The organism is Magnetospirillum moscoviense (genome assembly GCF_001650635.1).
GTDB lineage: Bacteria > Pseudomonadota > Alphaproteobacteria > Rhodospirillales > Magnetospirillaceae > Magnetospirillum > Magnetospirillum moscoviense.
In genome coordinates, this window is sequence record NZ_LWQU01000125.1 from 1 (window position 1) to 12,798 (window position 12,798).

Sequence of the window (12,798 nt, forward strand, 5' to 3'; positions counted from 1 at the left end):
TCTATGGTCTGTTTCAACAACGACCACTTTGGCGCATTGCGACGCCGGTGAGCAGGGGCCGTCCACCCCATCATTGCGGGCGCGGCCAAGCAAACCGGAGGTTTGCGCCCGGCGAGGGCAGACATAGAGAATACCCGATCTGAATGGATCATTCGGATCGGGTGTGACCGAAGGGGGTAAGGCATGGAACGGGACTGGCGTTATTTCACCACCTATAGCGGCGTCAAGTTGCCGCTGAAGCTGGTCGGGCCGCTGGCGGCGGACGAGTTGTCCCACCGCAACACCTTCGTCCGCGCCGCGCTGGACCAGGCCGAGCGTGTCGTGCTGATCGAGAAGATGGTCTATGGCGGCGTCGAACTGGCGCACACTTATCAATACGATGATGACGGCAAGCTGGTGCGGGCCGAGATCACCATGGATGACGACGTCACGGTCTTGATGTTCTGAGCCCTGCCGTCTCAGTGCGAGAACATCACCGGCAGTTGGGCGTGGCGCAGCAGGTGACGGGTGGCCGAGCCGCGCCCCAGCGGCAGCACATAGCCGCCATGGGCGCCGACCACCAGAAGGTCGGCATTGTGGTCATAGGCCCTGGACAGCAGGGCGTCCATCACGCCAAGGCCTTCGATTTCCAACTGCTCGCCTTCGGCCTGGATGCCGTGCGCCGACAGGTGCTCGACCACGTTGACCGGGGGCAGGTAGTCGGGCGCGTGGGTGCGCGGGCCGACCGCTAACACCTTGACCATGTCGGCGCTTTCCAGGAACGGCAGCGAATCGGCAACGGCGCGCGCCGCCTCGCGGCCGGCCCGCCAGCCCAGGGCGACACGGGCGCCGACCGTCGTGCCGGTATAATCCTTGGGGATCATCAAAACCGGGCGGCCCGATTTCAGGATCAAAGCCTCGGCGAAACTGTCGTGGACGTGCACCCCCTTGGCGGCATCCTGGCCGATGATGACCAGGTCGGCGTAATAGCCGCAGAACAGCACCTCGCTGATCAGGTCCGACACCCCGCCATGAGGAATCAGCCACCAGCGCGAAACCAGGCCGGCCTGCCGGCAGGCGGCCTCGACCGCGGCCTGCGCCGACGCGGCGGCGGCCTTGAACTGGTCACTCGGTTGGCGGGCCACCAGGCTGGGGCCGGAATTCTCGGTGCGGGCGAACAGGCCGGTCAGGCGCGCGCCGAAGCGAACAGCGATCGCCACGGCGGCGGCGATGGTCGCCTTGTCGCCCTCGCCGCCATCGACGTGAACCAGGATATCCTTGACGCTCATGTCCCCCTCCGCACGATGGTTTCCCGTCGTCTCGCAGGGATTTGAAGCCGGTGCCGAGGCTCCCGTCAAGTGAAATCGGTATTGGCTTACCGGAATGCCTTTATTCCGGCATGTCGGCCTTCACCGCTCCGGTAATGGAGAAGGCGACATTGGCCAGGCTGGCGACGGCCGGGCCTTGCGGGGCCAGATCGGCCAACTCGTCGCGGGGCGAGGCCAGGAAAGTCAGCTCGGCGGTGCCGCCATGGAAGGTGCCGGCGGTGAAGTTCTCGACCAAGGCCCGGGCCAATTGCGGCTTTCCGGGATCGGGCTGGCCGACGATGGTCGGGCTGGCGATCAGGCCGAAGGTGGGGGTGGCCAAGAAGCCCAGGCGGGCGCCCTCGCTGCCGTCCAGGGTAATCCGTGCCTCCATCAGGCGGCGATCCTTGACCGCCAGGGTGGCGCCCAGGCGGGTGCCGGCGCGGCGCGGTGCCGCAGCGATATGATCCAGGTCGTAGGGCCGGGTCATCCACACGCTGCCCAGCTTCTTGGGCCAGCCCTGCAGCCAGCCGCGCGCCATCGAGATGTCCTGGTCGACATAGATGAACGGGCAATAAAGGGCCGGCTGTCCGTCGCGCATCGCTTCCAGCAGGATGAAGAACTCGCGGTACTGGGCATAGGCCGGGTCCAGCAATTCCCAGCCATCGGTGGTCGATTGCCATTCGCAGCAATGGGCGACGGCGCGCCCGGTCGCGGTGCCGAAGCCGGTGGGCAGGAAGTTCTCGGCGGCGGCCTTATCGACGGCGAAGGCCAGGGACAGGATCTGCCCGGCATAATGCCACGGCGGCGGCGGCACCAACGACGAGCGGCCGGTCGGCGAATAAGGCGGGGTGAATCCTTGCGGCACGGGGCGGCTCCTTTCGTTGATGGGAGCCCGATGATTTCGCGCTGAAATCATCAGGTGACAGCGGCCGTTGAGGCCGCGGCCAAGCCAGCGGAGCTGGCGCCCGGCGAGGGGCGATGAAAAATCACACGACAAGTTTGACCCGGCGACCCGGTTCGATGCGGTCATCCTCGTCCAGGCGGTTGAGCAGGCGGAAGGTCTCTTCCTTCCACTGGGCCAGGGCCATGCGGGCCGACAGCGAGGCGACACTGTCGCCGGCCTTGACCCGGACCACCTTGATGCGCCAGGGCTGGACCTCGCGGCGTTCCTCGGTCGACAGCGGCCGCAGGCTGTAGGTGGCGCGGCGCAGCTCCTCGCCCAGGGCGGTGGTCTGGCGGGGCGGGGTCAGGAAGGTGAAGCGGTAGATGCTGTCGGAATCGAAGCGGACGGCGACCACCCGGACATCGACATTGCCTTGGCGGGTCCGCCCGGTGGTGGTGGCGGTGGCCCCGGCCATGCCGTTGACCTGGATGCGCTCGGCCCCGGCCAGCCGCGCCTTGGGCAGCCAGCTATGGGTCAGATAGCCCAGCATGTCGAAATCGCCGGCCGGCGCCTTGGCGCCGTCGAACAAGATGGCGGCGCCGTTGGGGTGCTGGGCCTGCACCGCGCGCTCGCCATTGGTGATGCGAAAGCCGGCCGGAACCTCGAAGCGGAAACCCTCGCCGGGATGGACGAACACCCGGTCGCGCACGAAGCCCTGCGATGGATCGTCGCCGAAGACCATGCCATCGACACGGTCGAGCAAGGTGTCGGCCCCCAGCGTGCCGGATGGCGGCGCCTTCAGGGCGGCGTCGATGGCGGCCTGGACCCGGTCGGTGGTGCGCGGATGGGTCGACATGAAATGGGACTGATCGACCTGGTCGGGGTCGCGGCCGGCCATCCGGGCTTCCAGGCGGGCATGGCTGCGCAGCGATCCCAGCATGCTGACCATGGCGTTCGCGTTCCAGCCGCTCCGGCTCATGTAGCGCACACCTAAGGAATCGGCCTCGAATTCGTTCTCGCGGGAATAGGCCTGCAGCCAGGCGCCGGCCCCCATCTGTGCCAGGTCGGCCACCCCGGGCATGCCGACCACCGCGCCCAGGATGGTGGCCGCCACGTTGGACGCCACGGCCCGGCTGTAACGCTGGGCGGAATGCCGGGCCAGGATATGGCCCAGTTCGTGGCCGATGACGCCGGCCAGCTCGGCCTCGTTGGCGGCCAGCGCCAGCAGGCCGCGGGTGACATAGACATAGCCGCCCGGCACCGCCATGGCGTTGACGATGTCGGAATTGAGGACGGTGAAGCGGAAATCGGCGGCCGGGGTCTCGGTGACCTGGCCCAGGCGCTGGCCCAGCCCGGCGACATAGGCCTGCAGGGCCGGATTGTCGTAGGCGCCGCCGAAATGCTGGACGATCTGCGGATGGGTCTTGCGGCCGATGTCGGCCTCTTCGTCGGCGCTCATGAAATTGAAATGCGATTCGCCGGTGCCAGGCGACAGCTGGCAGCCGGCCAGGGCCGGGGCCAGCAGCACCTGCGATAATCCCAGCATGGCATGACGGCGCGACAAACTTCTCATGACCGGTCCCGAGCTACTAGAGAGACCTAGCCAGCATAAGCAAGGGTGATGGCGAAACAAAGGCGGATCGGTGGGGTTACCGGTAGCCAGCCTTTCCGGAATGCCGTAAGAAAAGCTCAGACCACGGAGCAAGCGCGGTGATCGAGGATTTTCTGGGCGGGTTGTTGCGGGAATGCAAGGAATTGGGGCAGGCCTGGCGGCGGCGCCATCCCCCGGGCCTTGACCGCGTCCTCGCCCGCTTGTCCGGCTGGTCGCTGCTGGCCCGCAGCCTGCCGCCCCGGCTGGACGGCCCCAATGGTCCCGATCTCGACCTGGACCAGGCGACCTGGCGCCGATTGTGGAGCATGGCGCGCGGCCTGAAGGTCCTGGCGGAAATCCCGGTGATCCCGGCGCCGGAACTGGTGCCGGAACTGATCGAGCGCCTGCACGGGGTGATGATCAGCCGTTTCGATCCGGCCGATGCCTTCCTGGACCATCATTCCCGCATCGTGGTGACCGAATGGGCGCAGCGCCACGCGGCGGCCGAGGCCATCGACGCGGCCCATGCCGGTGCCGCCGCCCTGGAATTCATCGCGCTGTCGCCCTTGAGCTGGGGCAATGCCGAAATGGCGGTGATGCTGGCCGCGCTGATGGCGGCCGGCCGCGAAGGGCCGCTGGTGCTGCCGCTGACCCCGGCCGAGATGGGCGAGGATGGATATGCCCGTGCCCTGGCGGCCGGGCTGGATGGCGACCAGGGCGCCTGGATCGCCTATTGGCTGGCGCAGACGCGTATCGTCTTGAAGCGCCTGCCCGACCTGGCCGACGGCGCCGAACGGCTGCGGACCCGCTGGATCAAGCTGCTGTCCAAGGCCCCGTTCGGCGAACGCGGCGCCGAATTGCTGGCCGACACCATCATCGCCCTGCCGGTGATCACGCCGACCTTCCTGGAAGACAGCCGGATCGCCACCGACCTGCTGCGCGACGGCATGGTGCTGCTGTTCGCCGCCGACGACGCCGTCGAGGTCGGGCTGCCCGGTTCGCTGACGGCGACCATCATGCCGCCGGCATTGCGCCTGCTGGCCAGGTAGCAGGGCGGGGCGGGATCAGTGGATCCCGCGTTCGGCCCCCATGGAGTCCTTGATGAACTTGATCCGGGCCTGATTGGCCGCCATCCAGGCATCGAACTCGGCGATCACGTCGGCGCGCCGGGTCGAGGACAATTGATAGAAATCGCGGGAATGCGGCAGGTCGGAATCGAACACCACCGCGCCCGGCATCGCCAGTGACGTCGCCAGCACGTAATTGGCCACCGCCACGCTGGCATAGGCGCCATCGATATGGCCGACCGCCGCCTGTTTCAGCAGCAGTTCCATCCGCGGGTTTTCCTTCAACTGGGTCTTGCCGTTCTTGATGCGGTCAAGCCAGGCGAACGGGGTGAACCCGGCGACCGTGCCCAGCACCCGCACGGAATCGGCGCCTGAGCCCTTGTTGGCCGGGCGGACCATGACGCCATCGACATAGGCGATCACCGGCTGGCTGTAATGGACCTTGGTGCCCTGCTTGATGTCGCCGGACCATTGGGCATTGTCGGGGAACTTGACGTCGATGGTGCCGTTGATCAGTTCGGCAAACAGCCGTTTGATCGGCAGCGGGCGATAGATCATGCGGTAGCCGCGATCCTTGCCGAACGCGTCCAGAATCTCGCGTGCCGCCCCGACATAATCGCCGTCGCGCAAGGCATAGATCGGGTAATATTCCAGCTCCTCGACGCCGACCACCAGTTCCTTGCCTGCGGCGACGGCCGGCCATGGCGCGGCCAGCACCATCAGGACCAACAATAAGGCGCACAGCCGACGCATTCACGGATCCCCTTGCGGCCGGGAGACCATCGTCCCGAGCATCTGCACAGGATGCATCGGGGGGTCCTCAACCGCAAGGGGGTATCTGTGCTTAACTCGCGCTGTTGGCGCCGGGCTTCCAGCGCAGCACCGGGGTCCGGGCGGCCAGGGTCTCGTCCAGGCGACGCCTGGGCGTCAGGCGCGGGGCCGCCTTGAAATCCTCGACCTGGCCGTCCTTGGCCTTGGCGGCCAGGCCCAGCACGACGCGGATGAAGCCGTCCAGGGTTTCCTTGGTCTCGCTTTCGGTGGGTTCCATCAACAGGGCGCCATGGACCACCAGCGGGAAATACATGGTCATCGGATGGAAGCCCTCGTCGATCAGCATCTTGGCGAAATCCAGGGTGCTGACCCCGGTATCCTTCAAGAAGCGATCGTCGAACAGGCATTCATGCATGCACGGGCCGTCGAACGACGCGGTCAGCACGTCCTTCAGCCGCGCCAGCAGGTAATTGGCGTTCAGCACCGCATCGGTGCTGGCCTGGCGCATGCCGTCGCCGCCCATGGACAGGATATAGGCCAGGGCGCGGATGAACACGCCGAACTGGCCGTGAAAGCCCTTGACCCGTCCAAACGGCCTGGCGCCTTCGACCTCTTCGGCGTGCTCGATCAGCTTCAGGCCGTTTTGGCCGTGCACCACGAAGGGCAGCGGCGCGTAGGGGGCCAGCTTGTCCGACAGCACCGTCGGGCCGGAACCGGGGCCGCCGCCGCCATGGGGGGTCGAGAAGGTCTTGTGCAGGTTGATATGCATGCAATCGATGCCGAGATCGGAAATCTTCACCCGGCCGACGATGGCGTTGTAATTGGCGCCGTCGCAATAGAAGAAGGCGCCGGCTTCGTGGGTGGCCTTGGCGATTTCCAGGATTTCGGTCTCGAACAGGCCGCAGGTATTGGGGTTGGTGACCATGATGCAGGCGACGTCGTCGCCCAGCTTGGCCTTGAAGGCCTCGACATCGACGCGGCCCAAGGCGTTGGCCGGAACCGGATCGACGGTGAAGCCGCACATGGCGGCCGAGGCCGGGTTGGTGCCGTGCGCCGATTCCGGCACCAGCACGCGGCGGCGGTGGCCCTGGCCGTGATCCTCGTGATAGGCGCGGATGGCCATCAGGCCGCACCATTCGCCGTGGGCACCGGCGGCCGGGCTCATGGCCACCGCCGGCATGCCGGTCAGGCCCTTCAGCCAGAAGGCCAGCAGGTCGATGACCTCAAGCGCGCCCTGGATTGTGGATTGCGGCTGAAAGGGATGCAAATCGGCCAGGCCGGGCAGGCGGGCGACCTTTTCCGACAGGCGCGGATTGTGCTTCATGGTGCACGAACCCAGCGGATAGAAGCCGGAATCGATGCCGTAATTCTTCTGCGACAGCCGGGTGTAATGGCGCACCATCTGCGGCTCTGACAGGTCGGGCAGGCCGATGGGGGCCTTGCGGGCCAGCCCGCCCAGACGGTCGAGATCAAGCGGCGGGGCCTCGGGCAGGTCGATGCCGTCGCGCCCGGGCGAGGATTGTTCGAAGATCAGCGGCTCTTCCAGCAAAAGTCCGCGATGGCCCGAAATGGTCTGGATGTCGGACATGGTCACAGCACCTCGTTCAGGGCGGACACCAGGGCGTCCATGTCGGCCTCGGTGTTGGTCTCGGTGACGGCCAGCAGCAGCACCGGGCGCAGCTCCGGCCAGCCGGGGAAGAAGCGGGCCGCCGGCACGCCGGCCAGGATGCCCTTGGCGGCCAGCGCCTCGACGATGGCGGTCGCGTCGATGTCGTCGGCGAACGTCACGGCGAATTCGTTGAAGTAGCTCTGGGACAGCACCTTGATGCCCTTGACCGCCCGAAGCTTGCTTTCCAGCCGCACCGCCAGCGCATGGTTCAGATGGGCCAGCCGGGCCAGCCCGGTCTCGCCCAGCAGGGTCAGGTGCATGGTGAAGGCCAGGGCGCACAGGCCGGAATTGGTGCAGATGTTGCTGGTCGCCTTCTCGCGGCGGATATGCTGCTCGCGGGTCGACAGGGTCAGCACGAAGCCGCGCCGTCCGTCCTGATCGACGGTCTGGCCGACGATGCGGCCGGGCATCTGGCGGACATACTTATCACGGGTGGCGAACAGGCCCAGGCCGGGGCCGCCGAAATTCATCCCCATGCCAAGGCTTTGGCCCTCGACCACCACGATGTCGGCGCCCATGGCGCCGGGGCTTTCCACCAGGCCCAGGCTGACCGGCTCGGCCACCATCACCATCAGCAAAGCGCCGTCGGCGTGGCAGGCCTCGGCCAGCGGCCGCAGATCCTGCAAGCCGCCGAAGAAGCCGGGATTTTGCACCACCACGCAGGCCGTGCGCGAATCGATGCGGCCGATCAGGTCCTCCATCCCCAGCGGGTCGGGCGACAAGGCCTCGGCTTCCAGCTCGGTATATTTCAGGAAGGTCTCGGTGGTCTCGCGGTATTGCGGGTGCAGGCTGCCCGACAGCAGGACGCGGGGCCGCTTGGTGATGCGCGCGGCCATCACGGCGGCTTCGGCACATGCCGTGGCGCCGTCATACATCGAGGCGTTGGCCACCTCCATGCCGGTCAGCAGCGCCACCTGGGTCTGGAACTCGAACAGATATTGCAGCGTGCCCTGGCTGACCTCGGGCTGATAGGGGGTGTACGAGGTCAGGAACTCGCCCCGGCTCAGCAACTGGTCGATCGCCGCCGGCACATGGTGGCGATAGATGCCGGCGCCGATGAAGAACGGCGCGCAGCCGGCCGACAGGTTCTTGCCGGCCATGCGGGTGAATGCGCGCTCCACCGCCATCTCGCCCTGGCCCGCCGGCAGGTCGAAGCTGGCCGCCTGACGGGCCGAAACCGGGACGTCGGCGAACAATTGCTCGACGTCGGAGATTCCGATGGCCGCCAGCATGGCGCGGCGGTCGGACTCGGTATGGGGCAGATAGCGCATGGACGTCTTACTCCAGGCCCTTGACGTATTCGTCATAGGCGGCGCGGTCCATCAGGCCGGCCAACTCGGACGGATCGGACAGGGTGATGGTGAAGAACCACGCCTTGTCCTCGGGGCTTTCATTGACCAGGCCGGGCTGGTCGGCGATGGTCGCGTTGGCCTTGACCACCGTGCCCGAGGCCGGGGAATAGACCTCGGACGCCGCCTTGACCGATTCGACCACGGCGCATTCGTCGCCCTGCTTCAGGGTGCGGCCGGCCTCGGGCACCTCGACGAACACCAGATCGCCCAGGGCGTGCTGGGCATAGTCGGTGATGCCGACGGTGCCGGTCGAGCCCTCGACCTTGATCCATTCATGGTCCTTGGTGAAACGCATCTCGCTCATCGGTCAGACTCCCTTGAAATAGCGGTGGGCGACGAAGGGCATGGCAACGATGGTGGCGTCCAGCGGCTTGCCGCGGACCACCAGCTTGACCTTGGTGCCCGGCTGGGCGAAGGCGGCCGGCACATAGCCCATGGCCAGCGGGCCGTCCAGACTGGGGCCGAACCCGCCCGAGGTCACCTCGCCCAGACGGTTGCCGGCTTCGTCGGTGATTTCGGTGTGGGCGCGCGCCGGCGCCCTTCCGTCGGGGCGGATGCCGACGCGGCGCTTGGCCGGGCTGTCGGCCAGCTCCGCCAGGATGCGGTCGGCGCCGGGGAAGCCGCCCTGCTCGCGGCGGCGCTTGCCGATGATCCACGACAACCCGGCCTCGATCGGGCTGGTTTCGGTGTCGATGTCCGAGCCGTACAGGCACAGGCCGGCTTCCAGGCGCAGCGAGTCGCGCGCACCCAGGCCGACCGGCTCGACGCCGGGCAGGCCCAGCAGCAGGCGGGCCAGCTTCTCGGCCTTGGCTGAAGGCACCGAGATCTCGTAGCCGTCCTCGCCGGTATAGCCCGAGCGGGTGATCAGAGCGGGGATTCCGGCGACCTGGGTTTCGCGGATCGACATGAAGGGCTGCTGGGCGGCGCCGTCGCACAGTCCGCTCATCACCTCGGCCGCCTTCGGGCCTTGCAGGGCCAGCAGGGCGCGATCATCCAACATACGGATGTCGGCATCGGCGCCCAGCTTGTCCTTCATGTGGGCGAAATCGGCCTGTTTGCAGGCGGCGTTGACCACCAGATAAAGCTTGGTGGGCGCGAGCTTCGAGATCATCAGATCGTCAAGGATGCCGCCGGCCGGGTTGGTGAATACCGAATAGCGGGTCCGCCCCACCCCCAGGCCGGCGATGTCGCCGGGCACCAGCTTTTCCAGAAGCGCGGCGGGATCGGCCGCCTCGATGGTCACCTGTCCCATGTGCGAGACGTCGAACAGGCCGGCGCCCGAGCGGGTGGCCAGATGCTCGCCCAGGATTCCCTTGGGATATTGCACCGGCATGGCATAGCCGGCAAAAGGCACCATCTTGCCGCCCAGTTCGCGATGCAGCGCGTCCAGCGGGGTGGTCAACAGCACGGTGTCGGATGGGCTCACCGGTTCCTCCTCAAATGGATCAGGACTCGCACTTCGGGCTTCAAGCCGTCGTGCCCCCCTCTGTCCTTGGAACCTGAAAGATTCACCGGTTCCGCACCGGCAAGCGGTTCGGGGCGGACGGCTTACATCGTCGGTGGGCCCGACTTCCGGGGAAGTCCAGCCGCTTTCCAGAGCTTCATCGCCCCACGGTCCGTTTGCCTGAGAGTTTCCAGGGGCGGTTGCTCCTTCGGCGCCGACCTCACAACACAAGATGTTGTGGATCAGACTCTCCCGCGGGGGTCATCTGTGGTGGCGAGTGTAGCGGCCCGGGCGGTGGAGTCAATCGCGCCCCGGATTCCATCCACAGGAATTTATTCTATCCATTCGCCCTTATAGACGCCCCAGAACTCGTCGCGCTTCAGCCAGCCCTGGGTCTGCTGGATTTCCACCCGGCAGAAATCGCGGTTGCGCGGGCATTGCAGCAGTCGGCCGAACACCCCGGCCTCGATTGTGGCGACCTGGTCGGCGGATTCGGCGTCGGACGTGCGCAAGACGCGGGTGGCGCCGATCACCACCATCATGCGCCGTCCTTGCAGCATCGATTGATGGACCCATCCTTCCGAGCCCTGCCAGTCGCGAATCTTGCGCCAGGCTTCGAACTCGGCGACCACCTCGACCGGCAGGTCCTTACGCGAATAAATCCAGTCGATGGGGTAGCGCACGCCCGGGCCGGTGCGCAAATTTACTTCGTCGGACCGCAGCGACACGAAGCGGGGCAGCGGTAAACCGCTGGTTTCACCGGCGGTTGCCGTCTGGCCGGCGGCCAGGGCCACCGTCACTACCAGCATCGCCAAATGTCGCCACAGGTTCATCAACGGGTCCGTTCGGTCTATGATGCGAAAGCGGGCGCATTATAGGCGGGCAAGCGCGGCCCGGGTCAAGGGCGCCAAGCCGCAGGATCGCCTGCGTCAACTGTTCGCTGGACAAGGAGCGTCGTCCTTGCTAGGTCGAGAGGCCAAGATCGGGTTACGGGAGGAGCAACAACAATGATTCAGAAGAAGCCCGTCGTCGTCGTCACCAGGAAGCTGCCCGATGTCATCGAGACGCGGATGATGGAGTTGTTCGACACCAAGCTCAATCTGGACGACCACCCGATGTCGAAGTCCGAATTGATCGAGGCGGTCAAGACCGCCGACGTGCTGGTGCCGACCATCACCGACCGCATCGATTCCGGCATCCTGGCCCAGGCCGGTCCGACCCTGAAGCTGATCGCCAATTTCGGCACCGGCGTCGACCATATCGACCTGGCCAGCGCGCGCCAGCGTTCGATCACCGTGACCAACACCCCCGGCGTGCTGACCGAGGACACCGCCGACATGACCATGGCGCTGATCCTGGCGGTGCCGCGCCGCATGGGCGAGGGCGTGCGCCTGATGCGCTCGGGCGACTGGGCCGGGTGGAGCCCGACCCACATGCTGGGTCACCGCATCTGGGGCAAGCGCTTAGGCATCGTCGGCATGGGCCGCATCGGCCAGGCGGTGGCCAAGCGCGCCAAGGCCTTCGGCATGTCGATCCACTATCACAACCGCAAGCGCCTGCATCCCGAGATCGAGGCCGAGCTGGAAGCCACCTATTGGGAAAGCCTGGACCAGATGCTGGCCCGCATGGACGTGGTCACCGTCCATTGCCCGCACACCCCGGCGACCTTCCACCTGCTGTCGGCCCGGCGCCTGTCCCAGTTGCAGCCGCATGCCTATGTCATCAACACCTCGCGCGGCGAGATCGTCGACGAGAACGCCCTGATCCGCATGCTGCAAAAGGGTGAGCTGGCCGGTGCCGGCCTGGACGTGTTCGAGCATGAGCCGGCGGTCAACCCCAAGCTGTTGCAGTTGGACAATGTCGTGCTACTGCCGCACATGGGATCGGCCACCATCGAGGGCCGCGTCGATATGGGCGAGAAGGTGATCATCAACATCAAGACCTTCGCCGACGGGCACAATCCGCCCGACCGCGTGCTGGCCAGCATGCTGTAGGGTCGAGGACCCGAACCGGGCCCCGGCGTTGACCGGGGCCCTTTTCTTTTCTGGCATGATCCGCCGAGTCGGATCGTGCCCTGCCGCCATTGAGGCGGCGGCCAAGGGCGCGGATGCGCCCGCCCGGCGAGGGCACAATCATGGAGCCCAGATGAGCAAGGCCTTCACCCGCGAGTCCGACCAAGACGACGACGACCTGCCAGAAGGCGTGGCACCGATCCCCAAGGGCTCGCCCAACTACATCACGCCGGCCGGCTTCGCCCGCCTGCAGGCCGAACTGCGCGAACTGACCCGGGTCGAGCGGCCCAAGGTGGTCGAAGTGGTGTCGTGGGCCGCCGGCAATGGCGACCGTTCGGAAAATGGCGATTACATCTATGGCAAGAAGCGCCTGCGCGAGATCGATCGCCGCATCCGCTTCCTGACCAAGCGGGTCGAGGCCGCCCGGGTGGTCGATCCGGCGGCGCAGACCAATCAGGATCAGGTGTTCTTCGGCGCCACCGTCACCTATGCCACCAGCAAGGGCGCCGAACGGACCATCACCATCGTCGGCATCGACGAGGCCGACATGACCAAGGGCCGGGTCAGCTGGATCGCGCCGATCGCCCGGGCCTTGATGAAGGCGGCCGAGGGCGACGAGGTGCCGTTTCGCGCCCCCGGCGGGCCGGAAACCCTGGAAGTGGTGGAAATCCGCTATATCCCGGTGGACTGATCTTCTTATCCACAAGATTTGGTATGTGATGC

Annotated in this window: 13 protein-coding genes and 2 riboswitches; of the genes, 4 read left to right on the forward strand and 9 right to left on the reverse strand. The window is 66.6% G+C overall.

Translation table 11 applies throughout. The annotated features are described in order from the left end of the window. Positions 1-183 precede the first annotated feature (183 nt). Complete coding sequence (locus tag A6A05_RS07005) at positions 184-447, forward strand: DUF6156 family protein (RefSeq protein ID WP_068498824.1); 264 nt, start codon at positions 184-186, stop codon at positions 445-447. A gap of 11 nt (positions 448-458) precedes the next feature. Here the strand turns inward: A6A05_RS07005 and A6A05_RS07010 are convergent, their stop codons facing one another. From A6A05_RS07010 to A6A05_RS07020, 3 genes are all read right to left on the reverse strand, one after another. Continuing rightward, complete coding sequence (locus tag A6A05_RS07010) at positions 459-1,268, reverse strand: universal stress protein (protein ID WP_068498827.1); 810 nt, start codon at positions 1,266-1,268, stop codon at positions 459-461. Positions 1,269-1,368: 100 nt separating this feature from the next. Continuing rightward, positions 1,369-2,151, reverse strand: coding sequence for an acetoacetate decarboxylase family protein (locus A6A05_RS07015; protein WP_068498828.1), 783 nt, complete (start codon positions 2,149-2,151; stop codon positions 1,369-1,371). A 121-nt stretch (positions 2,152-2,272) separates the two neighbouring features. Continuing rightward, a complete protein-coding gene (locus tag A6A05_RS07020) occupies positions 2,273-3,742 on the reverse strand; it encodes a M48 family metalloprotease (protein ID WP_245644216.1) in 1,470 nt (489 codons plus the stop codon). Between the two features lie 137 nt (positions 3,743-3,879). On the opposite strand from A6A05_RS07020, the gene A6A05_RS07025 reads away from it, so the two are divergent. Further along, entirely contained in the window at positions 3,880-4,809 is a 930-nt protein-coding gene (locus A6A05_RS07025) for a hypothetical protein (RefSeq protein WP_068498830.1), read from the forward strand. Positions 4,810-4,824: 15 nt separating this feature from the next. Here the strand turns inward: A6A05_RS07025 and A6A05_RS07030 are convergent, their stop codons facing one another. The 6 genes from A6A05_RS07030 to A6A05_RS07055 form a co-directional block, all read right to left on the reverse strand. After that, positions 4,825-5,580: a substrate-binding periplasmic protein gene (locus A6A05_RS07030; RefSeq protein ID WP_068498832.1), complete on the reverse strand. Its 756-nt coding sequence runs from the start codon at positions 5,578-5,580 to the stop codon at positions 4,825-4,827. A 91-nt stretch (positions 5,581-5,671) separates the two neighbouring features. Then, the gene (gene gcvPB / locus A6A05_RS07035; protein ID WP_068498899.1) at positions 5,672-7,186 is read right to left on the reverse strand and encodes an aminomethyl-transferring glycine dehydrogenase subunit GcvPB; all 1,515 of its coding nucleotides are present in this window, start codon (positions 7,184-7,186) and stop codon (positions 5,672-5,674) included. A gap of 2 nt (positions 7,187-7,188) precedes the next feature. After that, positions 7,189-8,538: an aminomethyl-transferring glycine dehydrogenase subunit GcvPA gene (gene gcvPA, locus A6A05_RS07040; RefSeq protein ID WP_068498834.1), complete on the reverse strand. Its 1,350-nt coding sequence runs from the start codon at positions 8,536-8,538 to the stop codon at positions 7,189-7,191. A 7-nt stretch (positions 8,539-8,545) separates the two neighbouring features. Then, positions 8,546-8,923: a glycine cleavage system protein GcvH gene (gene gcvH / locus A6A05_RS07045; RefSeq protein WP_068498836.1), complete on the reverse strand. Its 378-nt coding sequence runs from the start codon at positions 8,921-8,923 to the stop codon at positions 8,546-8,548. 3 nt (positions 8,924-8,926) lie between these two features. Further along, complete coding sequence (gene gcvT / locus A6A05_RS07050; RefSeq protein ID WP_068498838.1) at positions 8,927-10,045, reverse strand: glycine cleavage system aminomethyltransferase GcvT; 1,119 nt, start codon at positions 10,043-10,045, stop codon at positions 8,927-8,929. A 58-nt stretch (positions 10,046-10,103) separates the two neighbouring features. Continuing rightward, positions 10,104-10,218, reverse strand: a riboswitch (glycine riboswitch). Between the two features lie 3 nt (positions 10,219-10,221). After that, positions 10,222-10,328: riboswitch (glycine riboswitch) on the reverse strand. A gap of 67 nt (positions 10,329-10,395) precedes the next feature. After that, positions 10,396-10,872, reverse strand: a complete 477-nt coding sequence (locus A6A05_RS07055) for an SH3 domain-containing protein (protein WP_068498901.1) — start codon at positions 10,870-10,872, stop codon at positions 10,396-10,398. A gap of 198 nt (positions 10,873-11,070) precedes the next feature. On the opposite strand from A6A05_RS07055, the gene A6A05_RS07060 reads away from it, so the two are divergent. Together A6A05_RS07060 and greB are read left to right on the forward strand one after the other, a co-directional pair. Next, on the forward strand, positions 11,071-12,057 hold the full coding sequence (locus A6A05_RS07060; RefSeq protein WP_068498839.1) for a 2-hydroxyacid dehydrogenase: 987 nt from the start codon (positions 11,071-11,073) through the stop codon (positions 12,055-12,057). 151 nt (positions 12,058-12,208) lie between these two features. Then, positions 12,209-12,766: a transcription elongation factor GreB gene (greB, locus tag A6A05_RS07065; protein ID WP_068498841.1), complete on the forward strand. Its 558-nt coding sequence runs from the start codon at positions 12,209-12,211 to the stop codon at positions 12,764-12,766. The last annotated feature ends 32 nt before the right edge of the window (positions 12,767-12,798 follow it).

What these genes read in the sequence shown, in the direction of transcription:
- A6A05_RS07005 (WP_068498824.1), top strand. Translation starts at nt 184, where the DNA reads ATGGAACGGGACTGGCGTTATTTCACCACCTATAGCGGCGTCAAGTTG.
- A6A05_RS07010 (WP_068498827.1), bottom strand. Translation starts at nt 1,268, where the DNA reads ATGAGCGTCAAGGATATCCTGGTTCACGTCGATGGCGGCGAGGGCGAC.
- A6A05_RS07020 (WP_245644216.1), bottom strand. Translation starts at nt 3,742, where the DNA reads ATGAGAAGTTTGTCGCGCCGTCATGCCATGCTGGGATTATCGCAGGTG.
- A6A05_RS07030 (WP_068498832.1), bottom strand. Translation starts at nt 5,580, where the DNA reads ATGCGTCGGCTGTGCGCCTTATTGTTGGTCCTGATGGTGCTGGCCGCG.
- gcvPB (WP_068498899.1), bottom strand. Translation starts at nt 7,186, where the DNA reads ATGTCCGACATCCAGACCATTTCGGGCCATCGCGGACTTTTGCTGGAA.
- gcvPA (WP_068498834.1), bottom strand. Translation starts at nt 8,538, where the DNA reads ATGCGCTATCTGCCCCATACCGAGTCCGACCGCCGCGCCATGCTGGCG.
- gcvH (WP_068498836.1), bottom strand. Translation starts at nt 8,923, where the DNA reads ATGAGCGAGATGCGTTTCACCAAGGACCATGAATGGATCAAGGTCGAG.
- A6A05_RS07055 (WP_068498901.1), bottom strand. Translation starts at nt 10,872, where the DNA reads ATGCTGGTAGTGACGGTGGCCCTGGCCGCCGGCCAGACGGCAACCGCC.
- A6A05_RS07060 (WP_068498839.1), top strand. Translation starts at nt 11,071, where the DNA reads ATGATTCAGAAGAAGCCCGTCGTCGTCGTCACCAGGAAGCTGCCCGAT.
- greB (WP_068498841.1), top strand. Translation starts at nt 12,209, where the DNA reads ATGAGCAAGGCCTTCACCCGCGAGTCCGACCAAGACGACGACGACCTG.